Genomic DNA, 24,779 nt, shown 5'->3' with positions numbered 1-24,779 from the left:
CCGACCAGTTGCAGAACCTTATCCGGCTTTATTCAGCGTCTTCATGGGGTTCCCAGTCACGGGTGCGGCTGACCGCCTTCTGCCAGCCGGCGTAGAGTTTTTCCTTCGCCTGCTCGTCCAGCTGCGGTTCGAATTCGCGTTCGATCACCGCTTTGCCGCGCAGTTCTTCCAGGCTGCCCCAGAAGCCGCACGCCAGGCCGGCCAGGTACGCAGCACCCAGGGCGGTGGTTTCACGCATTTTCGGGCGCTCGACCCGGGTGCCCAGGATGTCCGCCTGGAATTGCATCAGGAAGTTGTTCGCCACCGCGCCACCGTCGACGCGCAGGGCCTTGAGGCGTTCACCCGAATCCTGCTGCATGGCGTCGAGCACGTCGCGGGTCTGGTAGGCAATCGACTCCAGCGCCGCACGAATGATGTGATCGACGCGTACGCCGCGGGTCAGGCCAAACAGCGCGCCACGGGCATAGGGGTCCCAATACGGCGCGCCCAGGCCGGTGAAGGCGGGCACCAGGTACACGCCGTTGCTGTCCTTGACCTTGTTGGCAAAGTATTCGGTATCCAGTGCGTCGTTGATGATCTTCAGTTCATCGCGCAGCCACTGGACCGTGGAGCCGCCATTGAAGACCGCGCCTTCCAGGGCGTAGGCCACTTCGCCGCGCGGGCCGCAGGCGATGGTGGTGAGCATGCCGTGATTGGATTTTACGGCCTTGCTGCCGGTGTTCATCAGCAGGAAGCAGCCGGTGCCGTAGGTGTTTTTCGCCTGGCCCGGCTCCACGCACATCTGGCCGAAAAGGGCCGCCTGCTGGTCGCCAGCGATGCCGCCGATGGCGATGCCGCTTTTGGTGCGGCCATAGATCTCCGAGGACGATTTCACTTGCGGGAGCATCTCGCGGGGGATGTCGAGGATGTCGAGCATCCTTGCGTCCCATTCCAACGAGTGAATGTTGAACAGCATGGTGCGCGAGGCGTTGGTGTAGTCGGTGACGTGGACCTTGCCGCCGGTGAATTTCCAGATCAGCCAGCTGTCGACGGTGCCGAACAGCAGTTCACCGTTGCGCGCACGCTCGCGGCTGCCTTCGACGTTGTCCAGGATCCACTTGAGCTTGGTGCCGGAGAAGTATGGGTCGGTGACCAGGCCGGTGGTTTCGCTGATGTATTGCTCGTGGCCATCGCGCTTGAGCTGCTGGCAGATTTCGGTGCTGCGGCGGCATTGCCAGACGATGGCGTTATAGATCGGGCGGCCGGTGGTCTTGTCCCAGACGACGGTGGTTTCACGCTGGTTGGTGATGCCGATGGCGGCCACCTGGTCATGGTGCAGGCCTGCCTGGGCGAGGGCTTCGACCATGACCGCGCTCTGGGTGGCGAAGATTTCCATCGGATCGTGTTCGACCCAGCCGGCCTGTGGGTAATGCTGGGCGAATTCGCGCTGGGCGGTGCAGACCACGTTGGCGTCACGGTCGAAGATGATCGCGCGCGAGCTGGTCGTACCCTGGTCGAGGGCAATGATGTAGTTCTTGTTCTGTATATCGGTCATGTCGATTGCCTCGGGTCTTTCTATATAAAGGGAGACTGAATTAGGGAAGAAGCCACGGCGCAGGCTGGACTGGCAGGAGCCTGCGCCGACTGTTTCAGGACGTTCTGGGCTTGCCGTCAATGGCCGGTTCTGCATCCTTTGTAGCAGTTATGGCGCTGGGCAGGTGGCGGGCAATCAAGCCGCGATAAGCCGCAGCACCCAGGCATGCACCCACAATCGGGGCAAAAATCGGAACCAGGAAGTACGGGATATCGCGCCCACCCGTAAGAGAAATTTCACCCCAGCCGGCGAAGAAAGTCATCAGTTTAGGACCGAAGTCTCGCGCCGGGTTCATCGCAAAGCCCGTCAGTGGGCCCATGGAGCTGCCGATCACCGCAATCAACAGGCCGATCAGCAATGGTGCCAGGGGGCCCCGAGGCAAGCCATTGTTGTCATCGGTCAGGGACATGATCACGCCCATCAGGATGGCCGTAATGATCATCTCCACGAGGAAGGCTTGGCCGGTGGACAGCGCTGCGTGCGGGTAGGTGGAAAACACCGAGGCCAGTTCGAGGCTTGCTTCGGTGCCGCGAATCATGTGCCTGGACTGTTCGAAATCGAAGAATAGGTTGCTGTAGAGCGTGTAGACCAGAAAGGCACCACAGAATGCGCCAGCCACTTGGGAAAGCACGTAGAGAGGCAGTTTGCGCTTTTCGAAGTCAGTGAAAATGCACAGGGCAATGCTGACGGCGGGGTTGAGATGGGCGCCGGAAATGCCTGCGCTCAGATAGATCGCCATGCTGACGCCGACGCCCCAGATGAGGCTGATTTCCCACAAACCGAAACTCGCACCCGCGACCTTGAGCGCTGCGACGCAACCGGTGCCGAAAAATATCAGCAGGGCAGTGCCCAGGAATTCAGCCAGGCATTGGCTGGACAGGGACGGCTGTTGTAGAGCAGTTGTCATTCAAACCTCGGTTTTTTGTTGTTTTGCTGCGCCTTCGATAAAGCTCGATTGCGCGACCTCTACCGAGGCAGGATCCCCATCCTGATCTCGGGTTGCTGCTTGAGACATGTGATATGACTTTCAGTTTCGAAAAAATATAGACAAGAAACGCTGGTGTCAAAGGTCGAAAGTGAACCGTCGGTCACATTTCAACTATTCGTGGCATGAATGACGCTTCCGCTTACGACAGATCACCGGTACTCGCGGCGCCGTCCCAAGCCTTTTCGTTGGTGATGGCTTAGAATCCGGACACTCTTTTTTTCCTTTCCTTGTCAGGAGCAGTCATGACACCCGCGTTGGATCTGCTTAAGAAAGTGCGCGCCGAACATCGCATTCACAGTTACGAACACGATCCCAAGGCCGCGTCCTACGGTTTGGAAGCGGCGGAAAAGCTCGGGCTGGATCCGGCGCAGGTGTTCAAGACGTTGTTGGCGGCCAGCGAAAAGGGTGAATTGTTGGTGGCGGTAGTGCCCGTGGCCGGAACCCTGGACTTGAAAGGCCTGGCTCATGCCGCCGGGGTGAAAAAGGTCGAGATGGCCGACCCTGCCGCTGCGCAGCGTTCGACCGGTTATTTACTCGGCGGCATCAGCCCGTTGGGGCAGAAGAAGCGCCTGCGCACTTTTATCGACAGTTCCGCACAGCCGCTCGCCAGTATGTTTGTCAGTGCGGGAAGGCGCGGCTTGGAAGTCGAGCTGGCGCCGTCGGTATTGAAGGAGCATACCGGGGCCACGTTTGCTGATATCGGGCGGGCTTGAATAGAGACGGGGTGGCTGCTGCGCAGCCAAGCGGGAGCAAGCTCCCTCGCCACAGGGGTCAGGCTTGAGCTTTATTTGTGTTTTCATCGGCGCTGTAGGGTGAAAAATCTGCTGATCTGTCACTGGATAAGCAGTGCCGCTGCACCGCATGCTGGCGCATCAATAAAAAGGAGAAGTGCCATGCAGCTTGCGTTTCATCAGGTCGATGCATTCAGTGACCGGCCGTTCGGCGGTAACCCGGCGATGGTCTATCGACTCGACGGCTGGCTTGCCGATGACTTGATGCAGAAGATTGCCGCCGAACATAACCTGGCAGAAACCGCGTTTTTGGTGCGTGAAGGCCAGCATTGGCATATCCGCTGGTTCACGCCCACCACTGAAGTGCCGCTGTGCGGGCACGCCACGTTGGCCAGCGCTTATGTACTGTTCGAGGTCTACCACGAAACGGTCGAACGACTGGATTTCATCTGCAAGTCCGGTTCGTTGAGCGTTACGCGCGAGGGTGATCGGCTGTGGCTGGATTTTCCGGCCGTCGTGCCTGCCGAGTTGGGGGCCTCCTTGGCCGTCCAGAATGCCTTAGGTGTCGAAGCGGTGGATGTGCTGAGTTCCAACGAGCTGTTCGTGGTGCTGGAGTCGGAGCAAGCGGTGCTCGATTGCAAACCGGACATGGCGGCCCTGGCAAAGCTGCCTTGGCCCGGCGCTATCGTGACCGCGCCGGGGAGCAAGCATGATTTTGTCTCACGCTATTTTGCCCCGGCGATTGGTATCAACGAAGACCCGGTGACGGGCTCGACCCACTGCAGCCTGATCCCCTACTGGTCCAAGCGCCTGGGCAAGCACGGCCTGACGGCTTACCAATGCTCGTCCCGGGGCGGGGCGTTGTTCTGCCGGTTGGAGGGTGAGCGGGTGAAGATCGGTGGGAACGCGACGTTGGTGGCCAGTGGGACGTTGATGCTGGGTTGACTCTGCACTCAAGCCAATGAGACCAACTGTGGGAGCGAGCTTGCTCGCGATAGCGGCGGTTCAGCTTGCATCGATGCTGAATGTGCCTATGCCATCGCGAGCAAGCTCGCTCCCACAGAGGTTTTCATTCTTCAGGTCTTAGCTGGGGGTGCTATAGCGCCGCACACCGCTGTCCACCGGCGGGATGTGCGCCGCGGTGCTGCCCGAAGCCTGGAACAGCACCAGGTGTTCAGCCGCCACGCGGATGCCGACACTGTCCCCGAGCTGATGGTCGGCGTGGCTGGGGAAGATCGATTCCAGTTGCGCGCCTGTGGGCAATTGCAGGCGATACAAGGTGGAAGCGCCCAGGAAGGTCTTGCCGACAATGCTGGCGGTGAGCGGGCTGTCCGGTGCGTAGACGATATCGTCTGGGCGCAGCAATACGTCCACCGCACCGCCGATTGGCCAGGTGTAGGCCCGGTTACCGCGCAGGGTGCCCAACTCGGTTTGCACCGATTCCGGGCTGTCGAGCCGGCCGCGAATGAAATAACCCTGGCCAATGAAGCTGGCGACGAATGGCGTCAGCGGTTCGTGATACAGGTTGTAGGGCGTGTCCCACTGCTCCAGTCGACCTTCCTTGAATACCCCGACATGGTCACTCACGGCGAAGGCTTCTTCCTGATCGTGTGTGACCAGGATCGCGCTGGTGCCGCGGGCCTTGAGAATATCCCGCACTTCATGGCTGAGCTTGCGTCGCAACTCGCCATCGAGGTTGGAGAACGGCTCATCGAGCAACAGCAGTTGTGGTTCTGGTGCCAGCGCGCGGGCCAGGGCCACGCGTTGTTGCTGGCCGCCGGACAACTCATGGGGAAAGCGCTTGCCCAGGTGCTTCAGGTTGACCAGTTCCAGCAATTCTTCGACGACGCGATCCTTGTCCGGATGCTTGCGAATGCCAAAGGCGATGTTCTCGGCCACGCTCAGGTGGGGGAACAGGGCATAGTCCTGGAACACCATGCCGATACGGCGCTTTTCCGGGGCGAGGGTGAAACCGGCGCGGGAGATGGTTACCCCGGCCAGTTGGATTTCACCTTCGTGCACCGGTTCGAAGCCGGCAATGGCGCGCAACGTCGTGGTCTTGCCGCACCCGGACGAACCGAGCAGGCAACCGATATCGCCGGCATTGAGGTGCAGGTTGAGGTTCTGCACGACCCGCTGGTTTTGGTAACCGCAGGCCAGGTTATGCAAATTCAGCAGCAGCGAATGGCTCATGCGTGGTGATACGCCGGCTCGACAAGGAACTCGAGCAGTGCCTTTTGCGCGTGAAGTCGATTTTCTGCCTGGTCCCAGGCCACTGAGCGCGGGTCGTCCAGCAAGTCGAAGCTGATCTCCTCGCCACGGTGGGCCGGCAGGCAGTGCATGAACAGCACGTCGGCATCCGCCAGGTCGAGCAAGGCCCGGTTGACCTGCAGCGGCGCGAACAGCTTGAGGCGCTTGGCGGTTTCTTCTTCCTGGCCCATGGAGGTCCAGACGTCGGTGCTCACCAGGTGCGCGCCGGCCACGGCCTGTTTCGGGTCACGCACGATGGTTACCCGGTCCCCGGCCTTGGCAAGCAGCTCGGTATTGGGGTCATAACCTTCAGGGCAGGCAATGCGCAGCTGGAAGTCGAATTGCAGCGCCGCTTCTATATAGCTGTTGCACATGTTGTTGCCGTCGCCGATCCAGGCCACGGTCTTGCCCTGGATCGAGCCGCGGTGCTCGAGGAAGGTCTGCATGTCGGCCAGCAATTGGCAGGGGTGCAGGTCATCGGACAGGCCATTGATGACGGGTACGCGGGAATGGGCCGCGAACTCGGTCAGTGTGCTGTGGGCAAAGGTACGGATCATCACCGCGTCCAGCATGCTCGACATGACGATGGCGCAATCGCTGACCGGTTCGCCACGGCCCAGTTGGGTGTCGCGGGGCGACAGGAAGATCGCCTGGCCGCCCAGCTGGATCATGCCGGCTTCGAATGAGATGCGGGTGCGGGTCGATGACTTCTCGAAGATCATCCCCAGCACGCGGTTTTTCAAGGGCTCGAACAGTACGCCGCGGTTACGCAGGTCCTTGAGCTCCACGCCTCGACGGATCACGCCGAGCAACTCATCGGGCGTGAAATCCATCAGGGAGAGAAAGTGCCTTGCGCTCATGATTGACTACCTTTTTGTAACTGACCGCAGATGCTCAAAGCCTTGTTTATTCAAAAAACGGGCGAGACCTGCGGCAAAAGCCGCACGGGGCGACGAAATAGGGGAAGGCGCGATCTTATAATTAAATGTCGCGTCTTACCAATAGGGCTACGGTTTTTGGGGATTCAGCGAGGCCATCACGCGAATGCAATGGCATATTTGTGGCCGGTTTCCTGACAGCAGCGGCCCATTTGTACACTGGCGTAGCTTGGCTTGGCAATCAAGCGCGGCGCGCCCGCGATGGATGAGGGGCTGTTTACGCCGTGGCCCCCAGCTTTTCGCCGGTCTGCTGGTGGTCGTGAAACATTTCCTAATGCAAAGGCCTGGGTTATAAATGAGCCACAGCGGCACAGGAGCCCGAAATGGATTCGAAAGAGCAACAACTGATGGAACTGCTGGGGCTGACTGCACGCTCGCTGACGCACCTGACGGCTTCGGTGACGTCCATGTCATTCGAATTGCTGCGCAGCGATGACGAGGTGACCAAGGCCGCGGGCCGTCGGATGATCGATCGCATGGCCACTATCAGCAGCGGCCTCGACGAGCATTGGCGGCTGATTGGCGAGCTCACCGGTGTGCCCATTGCCCAGGAGCAGGTGGAAACCGTCGAAGAAATCCAGCTGCTGGCGCCGCCTCCCGACCAGCCTTGACGCCGTCTCATCGGTGGGCCTGATGCCCGGCAATTCACAGGACGAACGTCGCTGGCGCTGCCGGGAATCACGCGCCATAGTTTTGTTCCCGCGGCCGAAAGCGCCCGCCACGAATAAAACAGAGACTGGCCATGACCAAGACTCTCCACCACCGTGCGTGCCACCTGTGTGAAGCCATCTGCGGCTTGACCCTCGAAACCACCGAAATCGTCGGCCAGGGCCTGGCGATTACCTCGATCAAGGGCGATGCGCTGGACACCTTCAGCCGCGGTCACATCTGCCCCAAGGCGGTGGCCCTGCAAGACATCCAGAACGACCCAGACCGGCTGCGCCAGCCCATGCAGCGCGTTGGCAATGAATGGCAACCGATTGCCTGGGACGACGCCTTCGCATTGGTGGCCGAGCGATTGGCGGATATCCAGGCGCGCCATGGCCAGAACGCAGTGGCGGTCTACCAGGGCAACCCCAGCGTGCATAACTATGGGCTGATGACCCACAGCAACTATTTCCTGGGCCTGTTGAAAACCCGCAGCCGTTTCTCGGCAACCTCGGTGGACCAACTGCCCCATCACCTGACCAGCTACCTGATGTACGGTCACGGCCTGCTGCTGCCGATTCCGGACATCGACCACACCGACTTCATGTTGATCCTGGGCGGTAACCCATTGGCGTCCAACGGCAGCATCATGACCGTGCCGGACGTGGAGAAGCGCCTCAAGGCGATCCAGGCCCGTGGCGGCCAAGTGGTGGTGGTCGACCCGCGCCGCAGCGAAACGGCGGCCATCGCCAACCAGCATGTCTTCGTACGCCCCGGCGGCGATGCTGCGCTGCTGTTTGGTTTGCTCAATACGTTGTTCAGCGAAGGCCTGACCTGCGGCAGCCACCTGCCAGTGGACGGCCTGGACGAGGTGCGCGAGGCCGTCGCCACGTTCACGGCTGAAGCCATGAGCCCGCTCTGTGCGGTGCCGGCAGCGCAGATCCGACAATTGGCCCGGGACTTCGCCGCCGCGCCGTCAGCGGTGTGCTACGGACGGATGGGGGTATCGACCCAGGCGTTTGGCACGCTCTGCCACTGGCTGATCCAGTTGATCAACCTGGTCACCGGCAATCTCGATCGAGTGGGCGGGGCGTTGTGCACCGAGCCGGCGGTGGACCTGGTCGCCACCACCTCGGGCGGGCATTTCAACCGTTGGCAGAGCCGGGTGTCCGGGCGTCCTGAATATGCGGGAGAGTTGCCGGTATCGGCCCTGGCCGAGGAAATGCTCACCGAGGGCGAAGGCCAGATCCGTGCGCTGGTCACCGTGGCCGGCAACCCGGTGCTGTCCACACCCAACGGGCGGCAACTGGAGCAAGCCCTGGACGGGCTGGAGTTCATGGTCAGCATCGATTTGTACATCAACGAAACCACCCGTTACGCCGACCTGATCCTGCCCTCGACCTCGGCCCTGGAGAACGATCATTACGACACCACGTTCAACCTGTTCGCGGTGCGCAACGTGACCCGTTTCAACCGGGCGATCCTGCCCAAGCCCGAGGGCGCGCTGCACGATTGGGAAATCTTCGTCGGCCTGGCCAAGGCTTTTGCCGCCCGGACCGGCAAGGAACTCAAGCCGACCATGCCACCGGCGCAGATGATCGATTTCGGCCTGCGCAGCGGGGCGTATGGCGACGCCTCGCCGCACAAGCTGTCCCTGGCGACCCTGTTCGATCATCCCCATGGCATCGACCTCGGTGCGCTCAAGCCCAACCTGGCTGCGCGCCTGAAAACCGAAAACCAGCGCGTGCAGGCCGCGCCAGCGGTGATTCTTGCCGACCTTGCGCGCTTTGCCGCGTTGCAGGCGCCAAAACCGGACGAGTTGCTGATGATTGGCCGTCGCCATGTGCGCAGCAACAATTCCTGGATGCATAACTTCCATCGACTGGTGAAGGGCAAGCCACGCCACCAATTGTTGATGCACCCGGATGACCTCGCCAGTCGCGGCCTGGTCGACGGGCAACGGGTGACCGTCAGTTCGCGGGTGGGCGTCATCGAAGTCGAGGTGCTGGGCAGCCTGGACATGATGAAAGGCGTGGTCAGCCTGCCCCACGGCTGGGGCCATGCCCGGCCGGGCGTGCAGATGACCATCGCCAGCGGACAACCGGGCTCCAGCGCCAACGACCTGACCGATGACTGTCAGCTCGATGAGTTGTCCGGCAACGCGGCACTTAACGGTGTACCGGTGAAGGTGGCGGCTGCGTAAAATTGTCTCTGGAGCACGTTCGGCTTTCCGTTACAATGCATCACCGTGTCGACAACTTAAGTCGCAGAAGTTTTAAGCCGAGGTGCTCCATGGATATCATCGAAACGATTAAAGACCAGATTGCCAACAACACCATCCTGCTTTACATGAAAGGCTCGCCGAACGCGCCACAGTGCGGTTTCTCGGCCAAGGCTGCTCAGGCTGTGATGGCGTGTGGCGAGAAGTTTGCCTACGTGGACATCCTGCAGAACCCGGAAATCCGCGCCAACCTGCCCAAGTACGCCAACTGGCCAACCTTCCCACAGCTGTGGGTGGGTGGTGAGCTGGTCGGTGGCAGCGACATCATGACCGAGATGGCCGCTGATGGCTCTCTGCAGACCACGATCAAGGCAGCTGTGGAAGCAGCAGCGGCGAACAAGACCGAAGCCTGATCCATGAGGTTCTGTTCACTACACCGGTTGTGGTGAACACGAGCCCTTGTGGGAGCAAGCTCGCTCCCACAGTGGATTTAGGTGGGCCTGGAAACCCAGGCAATAAAAAGCCCCGCCTCTCGAAAGAGGGCGGGGCTTTTTAGTGGGTGGCTTTCGGGGAAAGCTTACTCTTCACCCATCTGCGATTGCAGGTAGTTCTCAAGACCGACTTTGTCGATCAGGCCCAATTGGGTTTCCAGCCAGTCGATGTGCTCTTCTTCGGACTCGAGAATGTCTTCCAGCAGTTCGCGGCTGCCGAAGTCGCCAACGCTTTCGCAAAGGGCGATAGCGGCCTTCAGGTCGGCGTGGCCGGTGCGCTCGATTTTCAGGTCGCACTCAAGCATCTCGCGGGTGTGTTCGCCGATTTGCAGCTTGCCCAGGTCCTGGACGTTCGGCAGGCCTTCGAGAAACAGGATGCGCTTGATCAGCTTGTCCGCGTGCTTCATCTCGTCGATGGACTCGTGGTACTCGTGCTTGCCCAGCTTGTTCAGGCCCCAATCCTCGTACATGCGCGCATGCAGGAAGTATTGGTTGATCGCGACCAGCTCATTGGCAAGGATCTTGTTGAGCTGCTGGATGACTGTAATGTCGCCTTTCATGATGAGGCCTGCCCTGTAATAGCTGTGTATGGGGCGGAGTTTGAGCCGCGTATTTATCAGTGTCAAACCTAAGTTATTGAATAATAAATGAAAATTAATCGGAATAAGAATGTTTGTGTTCCGCGTCTGACCGCTAAGCATTTGATTTACAGGCATAAAAAAACCGGACACTGGGTCCGGTTCCTTGAAACGCTGTTGATTACGCCGCGGTAAATTCTACCGGGTAGGGGATCGAGGCCTGTGCCGTTTGCACCTTGGCGAGGGTCTCACGAACCACTTCCTTGGCCAGGCAGGCACATTTGCCGCATTGGCTGGCTACGCCGGTGGCCTGGCGGACTTCGCGGTAGCTGCAGCAACCTTCGTAGATGGCTTCGCGGATTTGCCCGTCGGTGACGCCAGTGCAGAGGCATACATACATAAGTAAGAACCGTCGCTGGTTGTGACTCAATTGAGACGGATCTTAATGTTAACGAGAATGATTGTCAAAGTGGTTTCTCAAGGTCTTGCACCAGAGCGTCACCCGGCTGACGAACGGTTTATCCAGGACGACTGATGCGGCATGAAACGGGGCGGCGATTTTTCGATGCCACCGAAAAACCGTTGAAGACAGTGCAAATTCGCGGTGTATGATGATCGGCCCTTGCAAGCGGGTTCGTGTCACAGGGCTGTCGCCTGAGGGTGACAGGCTGGCCCGAACCTTGTTTTCACGCTATTACATCAGGAGATATCCAATGAGCGTACTCGTAGGCAAACAAGCCCCGGACTTCACCGTTCCCGCCGTCCTCGGCAACGGCGAAATCGTCGACAGCTTTACCCTGTCCTCGGCCATCAAAGGCAAATACGGCCTGGTGTTCTTCTATCCACTGGACTTCACCTTCGTCTGCCCGTCCGAGCTGATCGCACTGGATCACCGCATGGATGACTTCAAGGCGCGCAACGTCGAAGTGGTCGCTGTTTCGATCGACTCGCACTTCACTCACAACGCCTGGCGCAACACCCCGATCAACAATGGCGGTATCGGTCAGGTGAAATACACCATGGCTGCCGACATGAAGCACGAAATCGCCAAGGCCTATGACGTTGAGTCCGAAGGCGGCGTGGCCTTCCGTGGCGCGTTCCTGATCGACGACAAAGGCGTTGTCCGTTCGCAGATCATCAACGACCTGCCACTGGGCCGTAACATGGAAGAACTGATCCGTCTGGTCGACGCGCTGCAATTCCACGAAGAGCACGGCGAAGTCTGCCCGGCCAACTGGAAAAAAGGCGACAAGGGCATGACCGCTTCGCCTGAAGGCGTTGCCGCTTACCTGGGCGAGCACAGCGACAAGCTGTAAGCGCACCCCAGGCATAAAAAAACCGGCCCACGATGGGCCGGTTTTTTTATGGGTGTTGTAGGAGCTGTCGAGTGTAACGAGGCTGCGATCTTTCCTCAGCCAGTTGAATCTTGGGTGAAAGCCTAAGATCAAAGATCGCAGCCTGCGGCAGCTCCTACAGGATGCACAGGGCAGTCCCGCCTCGCCACAATGGCTCTACCCTCTGGTCAGTCGTCGAAATCCTGCCAGCCACCCATGTCTTTCCACCGGTTGACGATGCCGCAGAACAGCTCGGCGGTCTTCTCGGTGTCGTAGCGGGCCGAGTGGGCTTCACGGCCATCGAAATCGATGTCGGCCGCCTGGCACGCCTTGGCCAGGACGGTCTGGCCATACGCCAGGCCAGCCAGGGTCGCGGTGTCGAAGCTGGAGAACGGGTGGAACGGGTTGCGCTTCATATCCAGGCGCGCGACGGCGGCGTTGAGGAAGCCCAGGTCGAAGCTGCTGTTGTGGCCGACCAGGATCGCGCGCTTGCAACCGTTGGCCTTGAGCGCCTTGCGCACGCCACGGAAGATGTCGGTCAGGGCCGTTTCTTCGCTGACTGCCATGCGCAACGGGTGATCGAGCTTGATCCCGGTGAATTCCAGGGCCGCCGCTTCGACGTTGGCGCCTTCGAACGGTTCGACACGGAAGAAATAGGTGTGGTCAGGGAACACAAAGCCTTTTTCGTCCATGCCGATGGTGGTCGCGGCGATTTCCAGCAAGGCGTCGGTGGCGGAGTTGAAGCCGCCGGTTTCTACGTCGACGACGACCGGCAGGTAGCCACGGAACCGAGCGGCCATGGGGTGACGGGCACCGCCCGAACCACCGTTGCCGTCCAGTTCGTCGTCGAAATGATCTTCACTCACGCGTTTTCCTCCAGCAGGCGCCAGCGCAGTTTTTCACCGGCGCGCAGCGGGATGACAGCCAGATCGCCGAAAGGCAGGCTGGCGGGGGCGGTCCACTCATCGCGGACCAGGGTAATACGATCGGTGTTCACCGGCAGGCCATAGAAACGCGGGCCATGCAGGCTGGCGAAGCCTTCGAGTTTGTCCAGCGCGTTGCGTTGTTCGAACGCCTCGGCGTACATCTCGATGGCGGCGTAGGCGGTGTAGCAACCGGCGCAACCGCAGGCCGCTTCCTTGGCGTGCTGGGCGTGGGGCGCCGAGTCGGTGCCGAGGAAGAACTTGGCGCTGCCGCTGGTGGCGGCGTCCAGCAAGGCTTCCTGGTGGGTATTGCGCTTGAGGATCGGCAGGCAATAGAAGTGCGGCCGGATCCCGCCCACCAGCATGTGGTTGCGGTTGTATAGCAGGTGATGGGCGGTAATGGTCGCGCCGACGTTGGCCGGGGCCTCGTTGACGAACTGCACGGCATCGCCGGTGGTGATGTGTTCGAACACCACCTTGAGGGTCGGGAAGCGCTCCACGACGCGGCGCATGTGCTCGTCGATGAAGATTTTCTCGCGGTCGAATACGTCGACGTCGCCGCGGGTGACTTCACCGTGGATCAACAACGGCATGCCGACTTCGGCCATTGCCTCCAGCGCCGGGAAGATCTTGTCGATGCTGGTGACGCCGGAATCGGAATTGGTGGTCGCGCCGGCCGGGTACAGCTTGGCGGCATGGACGAAGCCGCTGGCCTTGGCCTCGCGGATCTCTTCGGGCTGGGTGCGGTCGGTGAGGTAAAGCACCATCAACGGTTCGAAGCGGCTGCCAGCCGGGCGTGCGGCGAGGATGCGCTGGCGATAGCCGTCGGCCTCGGCGGCGTTGCGCACGGGCGGAACCAGGTTAGGCATGATGATTGCGCGCCCGAAGGTGCGCGCGACATCGGCGACGGTATGGGTCAACACAGCACCATCGCGAAGATGAATATGCCAGTCGTCGGGACGCAGCAGGGTCAGGCGGTCGGACATTGGGGGGCTTCCAGGCGGGTCAAACTCTGGGGAATGCTACCGGAAAAGACCGATTCAGGCACCCGCTATCAAGTTCTGCCACAACTTACCGATAGCTCCTACAGGTGTGCCACGAACCGTGCAGTGCGCCGAACAGGCGTCATGCCCTCAGCATGCGTCGATTTTTGTATAAAAGTCAGTGGAGCCTCCCGTGCGCCAGCGTTATCTAGCCTTGCTCAGTGTGTTTGCCAGCCTTCCCGCCATGGCGCTCACTTTCCAGACCCGTCTGGAGAGCATTGAGTGGACGGTCGAAGGCGACAAGTTCGAGTGCCGGCTGAGCCAGCCGATCACTGATTTTGGCAGTGGCGAATTCGTGCGCCGGGCGGGCGAACAGGCGACCTTTCGCCTCAAGACCTATAACCCGATGCTCGGTGGCGGTTCGGCGACCTTGCTGGCGGCCGCCGCACCGTGGCAACCGGGGCGGGGCGACATCAACCTGGGTTCGGTCAGGATCGGCAGCGGTGATGTACTGTTCAACAGCTCCCAGGTCCAGGCCGGCCGCTTGATCAGTGGGCTGATGGAAGGTCGCAGCCCCGTAGTGCGCCGCAACGCCGAGGACGGACGGGTCTCGGAAGTGCGCCTGCTGCCGGTGCGTTTCAGCAAGGCGTTCAGTGATTATCAAGGTTGTGTAGCGAAACTGTTGCCGAAGAACTTTGAGCAGATCAAGCAAACCCAGATCGGCTTCCCCGGCGACGGAGTGGAGCTCGACACCCAAGCCAAGGCCCAACTGCAGGTGATGCTCGACTTCATCAAGGCCGACCCGAGCGTCAACCATGTCGAGCTCGATGGCCATTCCGATAACAGTGGCAACCGCCTGACCAATCGTGAATTGTCGCGCCGTCGTGCGCTAGCGGTCATGGATTTCTTCAAGGCCAACGGTTTCCAGGAATCCCAATTCACCGTCCGTTTCCACGGCGAGCGTTATCCGCTGGTCCCCAACACCAGCGCCGCCAATCGGGCCAAGAACCGTCGCGTGGTTGTGCATTTGGAGCGTGCGGCTGCCACTCAACCCCCGGCATCACAACCGGCTCCACAAGCAGTGCCGCCTGCGGCGCCCGCTGCTGCGCCTGGCCAGGGGCCGGTGCCGGTCGCTCCCGCCAAGGTCGCAGCACCTGCGGCGACCGCCGCACGGACGTCCTGAGTCGATTTTGACCGTCGCACGCTCGACATAATCTGTCGCTTCGTCGTCATAAGCTGTCGCGCCCCTGTAAATTATCCGCGCTGGACGTTAGACTTCCCGGCTTTCCGTACAACCCGTGGAGTGATGGCATGGCGGACGTAAACAAGGTCGTTCTGGCGTATTCCGGCGGCCTGGACACTTCGGTGATCCTCAAGTGGCTGCAGGACACTTATAATTGCGAAGTGGTGACCTTCACCGCTGACCTGGGGCAGGGCGAAGAAGTCGAGCCTGCACGCGCCAAGGCCCAGGCCATGGGCGTCAAAGAGATCTATATCGACGACCTGCGCGAAGAGTTCGTCCGCGACTTCGTGTTCCCGATGTTCCGCGCCAACACCGTTTACGAAGGCGAGTACCTGCTGGGTACCTCCATCGCCCGTCCGTTGATCGCCAAGCGCCTGATCGAAATCGCCAACGAAACCGGCGCCGACGCCATTTCCCATGGTGCCACCGGCAAAGGCAACGACCAGGTGCGTTTCGAGCTGGGTGCCTATGCCCTCAAGCCGGGCGTGAAAGTCATTGCCCCGTGGCGTGAATGGGACTTGCTGTCCCGTGAAAAACTGATGGACTACGCCGAGAAGCACGCGATTCCGATCGAGCGCCACGGCAAGAAGAAATCCCCGTACTCGATGGATGCCAACCTGCTGCACATCTCCTATGAAGGCGGCGTGCTGGAAGACACCTGGACCGAGCACGAAGAAGACATGTGGCGCTGGACCGTCTCCCCGGAGAAGGCTCCTGATACCCCGCAATACCTGGAACTGACCTATCGCAACGGCGATATCGTCGCGCTGGACGGCGTTGAGATGAGCCCGGCCACCGTGCTGGCGACTTTGAACCGCATCGGTGGCGAACACGGCATCGGTCGCCTGGACATCGTCGAAAACCGCTATGTGGGCATGAAATCCCGCGGCTGCTACGAAACCCCGGGCGGCACCATCATGCTGCGCGCCCACCGGGCGATCGAGTCGATCACCCTGGACCGCGAAGTGGCCCACCTCAAAGACGAGTTGATGCCCAAGTATGCCAGCCTGATCTACACCGGCTATTGGTGGAGCCCTGAGCGTCTGATGCTGCAACAGATGATCGACGCTTCCCAGGCTCACGTGAATGGCGTGGTACGCCTGAAACTGTACAAGGGCAACGTGATCGTCACCGGGCGCAAGTCCGACGAGTCGCTGTTCGATGCCAACATCGCGACCTTCGAAGAAGACGGCGGTGCCTACAACCAGGCTGACGCGGCCGGCTTCATCAAGCTCAACGCCCTGCGCATGCGCATCGCGGCGAACAAGGGTCGCAAGCTGTTCTGACCTTGACTGTACAAAAAAACGGCCTGCTTTGAGCAGGCCGTTTTTTTTTGGACCTCTTCTTTGCGCAGGCCCATTCGCCGTAGCGCTGCTCCACGATCGCTCATTCACCCTGCCCTGGTGCGGCACGTTCGGTGCTGTTGTAGATGGCGTACACAACGACGTGAGCGCCTTTTACGTGCAGGGACTGACAGGTCTCGATCAGATGCCTCGATGAGCTGCACACCAGGTAGAGCGTGTCCGGTGATTCGCGCCCGCGTCGGTCAAGACGTATCAACAGCACCTCCTTGGCCTTTCCCGCCCGGCGTAGAGACCGTTTACGCCGACAGGACGAACCGTCCATGGTCTTTATGAAATGTTTGCTCTTGCGAAAGTCTGAAGGGGAATACAAAGAGCGATAATTTAAGTTTAGGGTGATGAAAAAAAGCAGTAATAGATAAAAAGGAAAGCTGATCAAGAACCAAAGATAATATTCACGATCGCCGTCATCCAGAAAGGGTAAGGAGATGGCCGCGGATGTTTCGGATAAAGATGCAAATATGGCAATGAGGGTCATGGGGTTGGTGATGGTTTTCAATGGTTTGTTCATGGTAAATGCTCATGGAATATTTATGCTCGGTCGATTGGTTGGAAAGTATTTGTCTGTGCTTAAAATAGAGATTCGGTTGCACGGCTGCCGATGCGAGATGTCGGGTGCCTGAGTATGTTTTATATATGAAACTTCTTCTTGAAGTGAGTGGAAGGTCGTTTTAACAGCAAATAATTCAGTTACTTTCTATGAGTGAAGTGCTTCCAGCGGGTTGTCCGCGGGTGGCTATGGCGGGTGAAAAGGCGCATTGTTCATAGGGTTGCCGGATTGATAAGAAAGGTCTTTCCTTCTGGGTAAAAAAATTCATGACACATTTTTTCTGGGGGAATTTGTAGGAATTTTCTGTATAGCTTGTAGGTTATGTCTCTCGGTGCCAGCGTTCAGGGGGGGGCAGCATGCCAAGGTAGAAATGACTAGGCTATTGTGCGTGCTCTAAAAATTCGAACAGCGAAGTTGGATTTGCCCATGAATAAAGTGCTGATCGTGGATGATCATCCCGTCATTCGTCTTGCTGTACGTTTGCTGATGGAGCGTCATGGTTATGAAGTCGTTGCCGAAACCGATAATGGCGTCGATGCGTTACAGTTTGCTCGCGAACTTATGCCCGATATCGTTATTCTCGATATCGGTATTCCGAAGTTGGACGGATTGGAAGTCATTGCCCGCCTGACGGCCATTCCTTCACCCATGAAGGTGTTGGTGCTGACTTCCCAGGCACCGGGACATTTTTCGATGCGTTGCATGCAGACGGGGGCGGCCGGATATGTATGCAAGCAACAAGATCTTACCGAGTTGCTGAGTGCAATCAAGGCGGTACTGTCCGGTTACAGTTACTTTCCCAACCAGGCATTGCATACAGTGCGCTCGAGTCTGGGTAATGCCAGTGAGTCCGATATGGTCGATCGATTATCGGGGCGGGAAATGATGGTCTTGCAGCAACTGGCGCGCGGAAAGACCAACAAGGAGATCGCCGATGGAATGTTCTTGAGCAACAAGACTGTCAGCACCTACAAGACGCGCCTGTTATTGAAGCTCAACGCCCGATCGCTGGTCGACCTGATCGAATTGGCGCAGCGCAATGGCTTGGTGTGAGATTTCAGGTCACGCGTACTCAGTAAAAAGCCTCCATCAGGGAGGCTTTTACGTGTCAGAGGTCAAAGTCATAATCGGCCAGTTGTTTCTGCAGGCGACGCTCTTCCAGCAGGTTATCAATGGTGCGGCGCTTACTCAGGTTGGTTTTTGCCACTTCCACGACCACAGGTTCGACGTCGTCGGCCTCAACGGCGACGAATTCGTCTTCCACATCCAGTTGTTCTTTGCCAGCACTCATGGGTTCGACTCCAGGCTAAGACTGCCATTGGCGCTCCTTATATCGATAAACCACGGGCGGGTAAAAAAGATTTTTTCAATCGATGGATCGAAAAAAGCAATAGCGCCTCAATCGTCGGACGTCTTGTGCTTGTATTCGCATAAATCTTCGATTCGGCAGCTGCCGCAGCGAGGCTTGCGCGCCAGGCAAACGTAGCGGCCGTGAAGGATGAGCCAGTGATGGGAGTCCAGCAGGAATTGCTTTGGAACAAATTTCATCAGTTTCTTCTCGACCTCTACCACGTTTTTGCCGGGGGCTAGCCCGGTACGGTTGCTGACGCGGAAAATGTGAGTGTCGACCGCCATGGTCAACTGCCGAAACGCGGTATTGAGCACGACGTTGGCGGTTTTGCGGCCGACCCCCGGAAGGGCTTCCAGCGCTTCGCGAGTCTGCGGAACTTCACTGCCGTGGCGCTCGATCAGCAGGCGGCAGGTTTCGATCACGTTTTTGGCCTTGCTGTTGAACAGCCCGATGGTCTTGATGTATTCGGACAATCCTTCGACGCCCAGGGCATGGATCGCCTCCGGGGTATTGGCCACCGGGAACAGTTTGGCCGTGGCTTTGTTGACGCCGACGTCGGTGGACTGGGCTGACAGAATGACCGCGATCAGCAACTCGAACGGCGAGGAATAGGCCAGTTCGGTTTTCGGTTCCGGGTTGTCCTCGTGAAAGCGACGAAATATTTCCAGGCGTTTTGCGGCGTTCATGGGCGCGGCGTTTCCTCAACGGATGAATGGGATTTGGCGGCCGTCCAGGCCTGTCGGGCCGCCAACAGCAGTCCGAGCAGAATGAACCCGCCAGGGGCGAGGAGGGCCAGGGGCAGGCCGCTGCCGATCAGCCCACGCACGGCACCCAGGCTGATCATCAAGAGGCCAAACAGCCCGGCCAGCCTGAGGCGTCCAGGCCAGCGAGACTCAACGAAGAAATCTTCGTGCTCCAGGGCCACGCAGCTCAGGGCGATCCAGCCAACGTAAAGGCTCAACGGTCGATACAATTCCAGTGCCCAGGCCTGGGCGACAAGGCCAATGCAAGTGGTCAGGGTCGCGGCCAGTGCGATGGAGGCGAGCAGCCGTTGACAGGCTGTCAGGCGTTGCCGGACAAGCCCCATTGCCCAGCCATGGCTGAAAAGAACCACGACCCAGGCCAGCCATAGCCCCAGCGCGCCAACCGGCGAAGCGCTCGCGCCGACCAATGGGACGAGCAACAGGCCGTGTGTCAGTGCCCATGGCTTATTCATTCGCAGCTACCCTCATCAACTGAGCCTTGTGCTCGTCGAAGTAACGCAGCGCATCGTGAACAGCCTGGAGCACTGCCCGGGACGTCACTGTCGCACCTGCCAGTTGATCGAACTGGCCCTGGTCCTTTTTCAAGGCCCAGCCGCTGTCATCGGGCGCCTGGCGTGATTTACCCGTGAAGGTCTGCAACCAGGCGTTCGGCCAGCCGGCAATCGCCGCGCCCAATCCGGGTGTCTCGGATTGGCGCAGGGTCTTGACGCCCAGCAACCGGCCCTGTGGATCGATGGCGACCAGCAATTCGATGCTGCCTTCATACCCCAGCGCCTGGCTACGCAGCAGCACGGCGCTGGCTTGGCCGCTGCGAGTCGCCAGGTAGCCACCCAGCAGCGTGCTATGGGCCAGGGGCACCGAGGCTGTGACAACGGGGTGCGCCAACGGCTGGTTATCATAGTGGTCGGTGGGCAGCACCTCGAGCATGGCCCTGTTCGCCAGCGCTTGCTGCTGGGCCTCGATTCGCCCGGTCGTGCCCAGGTGCGTGAGGTAAGTGGCACCGATACCCAGGCCGATCAACAAGGTCAGGATCGCCACGCCGACGGGATTGTTCATATCAGCGGCCGCCGTTGTCGCGCCTCGGCAAACCGGTCCAGCGCCGGCACGCCAAGGTTCATCAGCAACACCGCGAACGCCACGCCATCCGGATAGCCGCCCCAGGTGCGTATCAGATAGACCAGCAACCCCATGCCCGCGCCGAACAGCAGGCGGGCGAGCGGGGCCTTGGCGCCCGAGACCGGTTCGGTCGCGATAAAAAACGCGCCGAGCATGGTGGCGCCGCTGAACAGATGAAACAGTGGTGAGCCATGGGAGTCGGAACCCGAGCCGTTCCAGCACAGCAGGCTGACGACGGACAGGCTCACCAGCATGCCCACCGGTGCATGCCAACTGAACACCCGTTGCTGCAGCAGAAACAGACCACCCGCCAGGAAGGCGAGGTTGACCCATTCGACACCCCGTCCACCGAAACGCCCGAACGCCGGATCGTTGGCGAACAGTTCATCGACGGTCAGGCTCGTGTTGATTCGCAGGCTGTCCAGCGCGGTTGCCCCGGCCCAGGCATCGGGCGCCGGATGCGCGCCGAATACCTGCAGCAAACCTTCAGACAGACCCATGCCGTGGAGCGCCGGCCAGTGACTCATCTGCGAAGGAAACGCCACCAGTACCAGGGCGTACCCGAACATCGCCGGGTTGAACGGGTTGCTGCCGACGCCGCCCCACAGGTGCTTGCCCAACAGCAAGGCGCTGGCGGCTGCCGTGACGGTCAGCCACCAGGGGCAATAGGCCGGCAAGGCCAGGGCCAGCAGCGTGGCGCTGACCAGCGCGCTGCCATCGTTCAGCTCGGGCATTAGCGGCCGGCGGCGTACGCGCAACACCAGCGCTTCGACTGCCAGGGCGGTGAGGCCGGACAACAGCAGGTTGAGCGCCACGCCCCAACCATGGAACCACAGCAACGCCAGCGCGCCGGGAAGCGTCGCCAGCAACACTCGCATCATTGCTTGGCGCAGCCGTTCGTCCATTGGCTCAAGGGGCGGCATGGGCGTCCACCTGGCGTTCGGCATCCTTCACTGCTTGTTCCAATGCCAGCAGTTGTTCATCCGACGCCGTAGCTGCCCGGGCTTTGCTGAGTTCGGCGCGGCGCATCGCCAATTGGATCTTGGCCCGCTTCAGCTCGGCGTTCTGTGCCGGTGCAGGGGCTGGCGCAGCCGCGGGTGCGGCGTTTTCCAGTTGGCTCAGCGCCTGCTCGGCCGCTTCGAACTGGCGCTGCAGCACGATCAGTTGCGACTGCTGCTCGAAGGTTGGCGGGTGGCCGAACGCTTTCAAGGATTTGTTCAGCTGTGAACGGCTCATGGCCAAGTCGACCTTGGCTTTCTTCAAGGCGGCATCGGCCGTGGCGGCTTTTTGCGCGCGCACGCGCTCCAGTGCGGCTTGTACGGGGTCGAGTGCCGGGTCCGGGGTTTGCGCCTGGGCCTGAGCCGCCCGTTGGGTTCGAGCCAGGCGTTCGGCCTGGCGCTGCTCTTCTTCGCGGCGCAGGCGCGCATTGCGTTGTTCGAAGCGGCGCCGGGCATGATTGCGCTTGGCGGTTCGTGCCTGTTGTTCTTCGACGCTGAAGGCCAGGCCGCCAACGATCGGCAGCACGTTTGCCGTTGGCAGAGGGTGCATTTCAATGCAATCGACCGGGCAGGGCGCCACGCACAGATCGCAGCCTGTGCATTCGTCGATGAGGACGGTGTGCATCAGCTTGGCGGCGCCGACAATGGCGTCCACCGGACAGGCCTGGATGCACTTGGTGCAACCGATGCATTCAGCTTCACGGATAAAGGCGATTTGCGCCGGGGCCACGCCGCGGCTGGTGTCCAGCTCCAACACCGGGATTTTCATCAGCTCGGCCAGGGCAGCGATGGTTTCGCGCCCCCCGGGCGGACATTTATTGATCGGCTCGCCCTGGGCGATGCCTTCGGCGTAGGGCTTGCACCCGGGATGGCCGCACTTGCCGCATTGGGTCTGCGGCAGCAAGGCGTCGATACGTTGAATCAGGTTCATGTTTTGACCAGCCCGCGCAATCCGAGAAAGGCCACCGCCATCAGTCCGGCGCTGATCAACTGAATCGGCAGGCCCCGAAAGGGCAAGGGAATATCGTTATTGAAGGTGCGCTGGCGCAGATCGTCGAACAGGCTCAGTACCAGCCAGAACCCCAGTCCGGCACCCAGGCTCAGGGCGATGGCGTGGCCCAGGCCGCGGTCATCCTGGCCGTTGAGCAGCGTGACACCGAGTATGCCGGCATTGCCGAGCAACAGCGGCCACAACCCCTCGAACGGCATTGCTGGCCGCCAGCGTGCCAGCAGGCGCAGCAAGGGGCCGATCAGCAATACGCTCAAGGACAGCCAGGCCAGCAGGCGCAGCGAGACCAGGTTGGTCGGCGCCAGCAGCCCATGATCGATCAGGTAGCCCAGGGTGCCGACGATCAGCATCAGGCATGCCGTCGCCAGGCCCAAGGCGTGTATCTGCTTCCTACCATTGGACGCCAGCAGCGGATCGACGCCCAGCGGCCAGTGCAACACCAGGTTGTTGATCAGGGCAGCGCTGAACAGCGTGAGGACGATTTCGGTCATGGGCGTGTGGGTGACAAAGGGCCTGTTACAAGATTAGGCATTATCCGGCACGCCGGGGGCATGGGCCAGATATGAAAATCCCACAGCCACCTGCAAGGCGACTGTGGGATCGGTGCAGCGAGCGGTCGTGTTACTTGATCCGCTGGCCCGGCTTGGCGCCGCTGTCAGGGCTCAACAGGTAGATTTCCTCGCCGCCGGGGCCTGCCGCCATCACCATGCCTTCGGAGATACCAAAGCGCATTTTGCGCGGCTTGAGGTTGGCGATCATCATCGTCAACCGGCCTTCGAGCTTGGCCGGGTCCGGGTAGGCACTCTTGATGCCGGAGAACACGTTGCGTTGCTCGTCGCCGATGTCCAGGGTCAGGCGCAGCAGCTTGTCGGCGCCTTCGACGGCCTCGGCCTTGACGATCAGCGCCACGCGCAGGTCAACGGCGGCAAAGGCGTCGAAGTCGATTTCCGGCGACAGCGGGTCCTTGGCCAACTCGCCGTTGCCGGCAGGGGCGCCGGTGTCGGTCTGGCTGGCGGCCAGGTCTTCCTTGGAGGCGTCGGTCATGGCTTGCACCTTGGCGGGGTCGATGCGGGTCATCAACGGCTTGAATTCGTTCAACTGATGATTGCTCAGCAGGGTCTGGTGGTCGTTCCAGGTCAGCGGCGCAACGTTGAGGAACGCCTCGGCATCGGCGGCCAGCAACGGCAGCACGGGCTTGAGGAAAATCACCAATTGGCGGAACAGGTTGATGCCCAGGGCGCAGATGGCCTGGACTTCGTCCTGCTTGCCTTCCTGCTTGGCCAGCGACCATGGGGCCTTGTCGGCGATCCAGGCATTGGCGCGGTCGGCCAGGGCCATGATTTCGCGCATGGCCCGGGCAAAGTCGCGGGACTCGTAGGCGTCGGCGATGCTTGGCGCGGCCGCCAGGAAGGCGTCGGTCAGTTCCGGCGCGGCATTGCCCGCGACCAGGACCCCGGCGTTGCCCTTGTGGATGAAACCGGCGCAACGGCTGGCGATGTTGACGACCTTGCCCACCAGGTCGGAGTTGACCTTCTGTACGAAGTCTTCGAGGTTCAAGTCCAGGTCGTCGACGCCACGGCCGAGCTTGGCGGCGTAGTAGTAGCGCAGGTATTCCGGGGACAGGTGGTCCAGGTAGGTCCGGGCCTTGATGAAGGTGCCGCGGGACTTGGACATCTTCTGGCCGTTGACGGTCAGGTAGCCGTGGACGTTGATGCCGGTCGGCTTGCGGAAGCCGGCGCCTTCGAGCATGGCCGGCCAGAACAGTGCGTGGAAGTTGACGATGTCCTTGCCGATGAAGTGATACACCTCGGCCGTGGAGTCCTTGCCCCAGAACGCGTCGAAGTCCAGCTCCGGGGTGCGGTCGCAAAGGTTCTTGAAGCTCGCCATGTAGCCGATGGGCGCATCCAGCCACACGTAGAAATACTTGCCGGGTTCGCCGGGGATTTCGAAGCCGAAGTACGGCGCATCGCGGGAAATGTCCCACTCTTGCAGGCCGGAGTCGAGCCATTCGGAGAGCTTGTTGGCCACCGCGTCGTGCAACGTGCCGCTGCGGGTCCAGGTTTGCAGCATCGCCTGGAAATCCGGCAGCTTGAAGAAGAAGTGCTGGGAGTCCCTGAGCACCGGGGTGGCGCCGGAAATCGCCGATTTCGGGTCTTTCAGGTCGGTCGGTGCGTAGGTAGCGCCGCATTTTTCACAGTTGTCGCCGTACTGGTCCTCGGTGCCGCATTTCGGGCAGGTGCCCTTGATGAAGCGGTCGGCCAGGAACATGTTCTTTTCCGGGTCGAAATACTGGGTGACCGAACGGGTGGCGATGTGCCCGGCGTCACGCAGCTTCAGGTAGATCTGGCTCGACAGCTCACGGTTTTCTACGGAGTGAGTGGAGTGGAAATTGTCGAAGTCCACCAGGAACTCGGCAAAGTCGGCGCTGTGTTCGGCCTGGACGTTGGCGATCAGTTGTTCCGGGGTGATGCCTTCCTTTTCCGCGCGCAGCATGATCGCCGAACCGTGGGCGTCGTCGGCGCAGACATAGATGCACTGGTTGCCGCGATGTTTCTGGAAGCGCGTCCACATATCGGTCTGGATGTACTCCAGCATATGGCCGAGGTGAATCGAACCATTGGCATAGGGCAGGGCGCTGGTGACGAGGATCTTGCGTGGCTCGGACATGGGGCTCGGCTACTTGATGAAACGGAGGTCGGCCACTATAAAGCGCTGGCGGCTTTTTTTCA

Annotated in this window: 25 protein-coding genes and 1 pseudogene; 9 read left to right on the top strand and 17 right to left on the bottom strand. The window is 60.4% G+C overall.

What is annotated here, in order from left to right; all coding sequences use genetic code 11:
- Window positions 1-28: 28 nt before the first annotated feature.
- Both glpK and LQ215_RS05010 read right to left on the bottom strand, forming a co-directional pair.
- Window positions 29-1,534: a glycerol kinase GlpK gene (gene glpK, locus LQ215_RS05015; RefSeq protein ID WP_230147624.1), complete on the bottom strand. Its 1,506-nt coding sequence runs from the start codon at window positions 1,532-1,534 to the stop codon at window positions 29-31.
- Between the two features lie 94 nt (window positions 1,535-1,628).
- On the bottom strand, window positions 1,629-2,480 hold the full coding sequence (locus LQ215_RS05010; protein ID WP_230147623.1) for an MIP/aquaporin family protein: 852 nt from the start codon (window positions 2,478-2,480) through the stop codon (window positions 1,629-1,631).
- Window positions 2,481-2,803: 323 nt separating this feature from the next.
- Here LQ215_RS05010 and ybaK point away from each other — a divergent pair, with 323 nt between their 5' ends.
- Together ybaK and LQ215_RS05000 are read left to right on the top strand one after the other, a co-directional pair.
- Window positions 2,804-3,274 (top strand): Cys-tRNA(Pro) deacylase, encoded by a 471-nt coding sequence (gene ybaK, locus LQ215_RS05005; RefSeq protein ID WP_134925540.1) that lies wholly within the window; start codon window positions 2,804-2,806, stop codon window positions 3,272-3,274.
- A gap of 180 nt (window positions 3,275-3,454) precedes the next feature.
- Entirely contained in the window at window positions 3,455-4,237 is a 783-nt protein-coding gene (locus tag LQ215_RS05000; RefSeq protein WP_230147622.1) for a PhzF family phenazine biosynthesis protein, read from the top strand.
- 138 nt (window positions 4,238-4,375) lie between these two features.
- Here the strand turns inward: LQ215_RS05000 and LQ215_RS04995 are convergent, their stop codons facing one another.
- Window positions 4,376-5,485: an ABC transporter ATP-binding protein gene (locus LQ215_RS04995; RefSeq protein ID WP_230147621.1), complete on the bottom strand. Its 1,110-nt coding sequence runs from the start codon at window positions 5,483-5,485 to the stop codon at window positions 4,376-4,378.
- Complete coding sequence (gene argF, locus LQ215_RS04990) at window positions 5,482-6,402, bottom strand: ornithine carbamoyltransferase (RefSeq protein ID WP_230147620.1); 921 nt, start codon at window positions 6,400-6,402, stop codon at window positions 5,482-5,484. The genes LQ215_RS04995 and argF overlap by 4 nt, the downstream gene beginning before the upstream one ends.
- Before the next feature lie 401 nt (window positions 6,403-6,803).
- Between argF and LQ215_RS04985 the strand changes: the two genes are divergently transcribed.
- From LQ215_RS04985 to grxD, 3 genes are all read left to right on the top strand, one after another.
- Window positions 6,804-7,091 (top strand): hypothetical protein, encoded by a 288-nt coding sequence (locus LQ215_RS04985; protein WP_057452509.1) that lies wholly within the window; start codon window positions 6,804-6,806, stop codon window positions 7,089-7,091.
- Window positions 7,092-7,222: 131 nt separating this feature from the next.
- Window positions 7,223-9,331 carry a molybdopterin oxidoreductase family protein gene (locus LQ215_RS04980; protein ID WP_230147619.1) on the top strand — a complete coding sequence of 703 codons (2,109 nt, stop codon included), beginning with the start codon at window positions 7,223-7,225 and terminating at the stop codon, window positions 9,329-9,331.
- A gap of 89 nt (window positions 9,332-9,420) precedes the next feature.
- Window positions 9,421-9,762, top strand: coding sequence for a Grx4 family monothiol glutaredoxin (gene grxD, locus LQ215_RS04975; protein WP_230147618.1), 342 nt, complete (start codon window positions 9,421-9,423; stop codon window positions 9,760-9,762).
- Between the two features lie 164 nt (window positions 9,763-9,926).
- Here the strand turns inward: grxD and bfr are convergent, their stop codons facing one another.
- Both bfr and LQ215_RS04965 read right to left on the bottom strand, forming a co-directional pair.
- A complete protein-coding gene (bfr, locus tag LQ215_RS04970; RefSeq protein ID WP_230147617.1) occupies window positions 9,927-10,400 on the bottom strand; it encodes a bacterioferritin in 474 nt (157 codons plus the stop codon).
- Window positions 10,401-10,599: 199 nt separating this feature from the next.
- A complete protein-coding gene (locus tag LQ215_RS04965) occupies window positions 10,600-10,818 on the bottom strand; it encodes a bacterioferritin-associated ferredoxin (RefSeq protein WP_003178704.1) in 219 nt (72 codons plus the stop codon).
- A 313-nt stretch (window positions 10,819-11,131) separates the two neighbouring features.
- On the opposite strand from LQ215_RS04965, the gene LQ215_RS04960 reads away from it, so the two are divergent.
- Window positions 11,132-11,734 carry a peroxiredoxin gene (locus tag LQ215_RS04960; RefSeq protein WP_003204949.1) on the top strand — a complete coding sequence of 201 codons (603 nt, stop codon included), beginning with the start codon at window positions 11,132-11,134 and terminating at the stop codon, window positions 11,732-11,734.
- 206 nt (window positions 11,735-11,940) lie between these two features.
- Here LQ215_RS04960 and rnt read toward each other — a convergent pair whose 3' ends face one another.
- Window positions 11,941-12,618, bottom strand: coding sequence for a ribonuclease T (gene rnt, locus LQ215_RS04955; RefSeq protein ID WP_230147616.1), 678 nt, complete (start codon window positions 12,616-12,618; stop codon window positions 11,941-11,943).
- Window positions 12,615-13,661: a dihydroorotase gene (gene pyrC / locus LQ215_RS04950; RefSeq protein WP_003204946.1), complete on the bottom strand. Its 1,047-nt coding sequence runs from the start codon at window positions 13,659-13,661 to the stop codon at window positions 12,615-12,617. Before pyrC ends, rnt begins: the two co-directional genes overlap by 4 nt.
- Before the next feature lie 190 nt (window positions 13,662-13,851).
- Here pyrC and LQ215_RS04945 point away from each other — a divergent pair, with 190 nt between their 5' ends.
- Window positions 13,852-14,841: a flagellar protein MotY gene (locus LQ215_RS04945; protein ID WP_230147615.1), complete on the top strand. Its 990-nt coding sequence runs from the start codon at window positions 13,852-13,854 to the stop codon at window positions 14,839-14,841.
- Between the two features lie 128 nt (window positions 14,842-14,969).
- A complete protein-coding gene (locus tag LQ215_RS04940; RefSeq protein WP_003204943.1) occupies window positions 14,970-16,187 on the top strand; it encodes an argininosuccinate synthase in 1,218 nt (405 codons plus the stop codon).
- 328 nt (window positions 16,188-16,515) lie between these two features.
- Here LQ215_RS04940 and LQ215_RS04935 read toward each other — a convergent pair.
- Window positions 16,516-16,773 (bottom strand): annotated as a pseudogene (locus LQ215_RS04935) (hypothetical protein); the annotation flags it as partial.
- 465 nt (window positions 16,774-17,238) lie between these two features.
- On the opposite strand from LQ215_RS04935, the gene LQ215_RS04930 reads away from it, so the two are divergent.
- On the top strand, window positions 17,239-17,865 hold the full coding sequence (locus tag LQ215_RS04930) for a response regulator transcription factor (RefSeq protein ID WP_003204939.1): 627 nt from the start codon (window positions 17,239-17,241) through the stop codon (window positions 17,863-17,865).
- 55 nt (window positions 17,866-17,920) lie between these two features.
- Here the strand turns inward: LQ215_RS04930 and LQ215_RS04925 are convergent, their stop codons facing one another.
- The 8 genes from LQ215_RS04925 to metG all read right to left on the bottom strand — a co-directional run bounded on the left by LQ215_RS04925 (window position 17,921) and on the right by metG (window position 24,717).
- Window positions 17,921-18,103: a PA3496 family putative envelope integrity protein gene (locus tag LQ215_RS04925; protein WP_230147614.1), complete on the bottom strand. Its 183-nt coding sequence runs from the start codon at window positions 18,101-18,103 to the stop codon at window positions 17,921-17,923.
- A 107-nt stretch (window positions 18,104-18,210) separates the two neighbouring features.
- Entirely contained in the window at window positions 18,211-18,849 is a 639-nt protein-coding gene (gene nth / locus LQ215_RS04920) for an endonuclease III (RefSeq protein WP_230147613.1), read from the bottom strand.
- The gene (locus tag LQ215_RS04915) at window positions 18,846-19,379 is read right to left on the bottom strand and encodes an Rnf-Nqr domain containing protein (RefSeq protein ID WP_230147612.1); all 534 of its coding nucleotides are present in this window, start codon (window positions 19,377-19,379) and stop codon (window positions 18,846-18,848) included. Before LQ215_RS04915 ends, nth begins: the two co-directional genes overlap by 4 nt.
- Window positions 19,372-19,983 (bottom strand): RnfABCDGE type electron transport complex subunit G, encoded by a 612-nt coding sequence (locus LQ215_RS04910; protein ID WP_230147611.1) that lies wholly within the window; start codon window positions 19,981-19,983, stop codon window positions 19,372-19,374. The genes LQ215_RS04915 and LQ215_RS04910 overlap by 8 nt, the downstream gene beginning before the upstream one ends.
- Window positions 19,980-20,966, bottom strand: coding sequence for an RnfABCDGE type electron transport complex subunit D (locus LQ215_RS04905; RefSeq protein WP_230147610.1), 987 nt, complete (start codon window positions 20,964-20,966; stop codon window positions 19,980-19,982). Before LQ215_RS04905 ends, LQ215_RS04910 begins: the two co-directional genes overlap by 4 nt.
- Complete coding sequence (rsxB, locus tag LQ215_RS04900) at window positions 20,953-21,972, bottom strand: electron transport complex subunit RsxB (protein ID WP_230147609.1); 1,020 nt, start codon at window positions 21,970-21,972, stop codon at window positions 20,953-20,955. Before rsxB ends, LQ215_RS04905 begins: the two co-directional genes overlap by 14 nt.
- Window positions 21,969-22,541 (bottom strand): Rnf-Nqr domain containing protein, encoded by a 573-nt coding sequence (locus LQ215_RS04895; protein ID WP_230147608.1) that lies wholly within the window; start codon window positions 22,539-22,541, stop codon window positions 21,969-21,971. Before LQ215_RS04895 ends, rsxB begins: the two co-directional genes overlap by 4 nt.
- 130 nt (window positions 22,542-22,671) lie before the next feature.
- Window positions 22,672-24,717, bottom strand: coding sequence for a methionine--tRNA ligase (gene metG, locus LQ215_RS04890; protein ID WP_230147607.1), 2,046 nt, complete (start codon window positions 24,715-24,717; stop codon window positions 22,672-22,674).
- Window positions 24,718-24,779 lie beyond the last annotated feature (62 nt).

Source organism: Pseudomonas brassicacearum (genome assembly GCF_918698105.1).
Taxonomy (GTDB): Bacteria; Pseudomonadota; Gammaproteobacteria; order Pseudomonadales; family Pseudomonadaceae; genus Aquipseudomonas; species Aquipseudomonas brassicacearum_F.
Note: the sequence above shows the minus strand (reverse complement) of the source record. Positions and strands in the feature narration are given on the sequence as shown.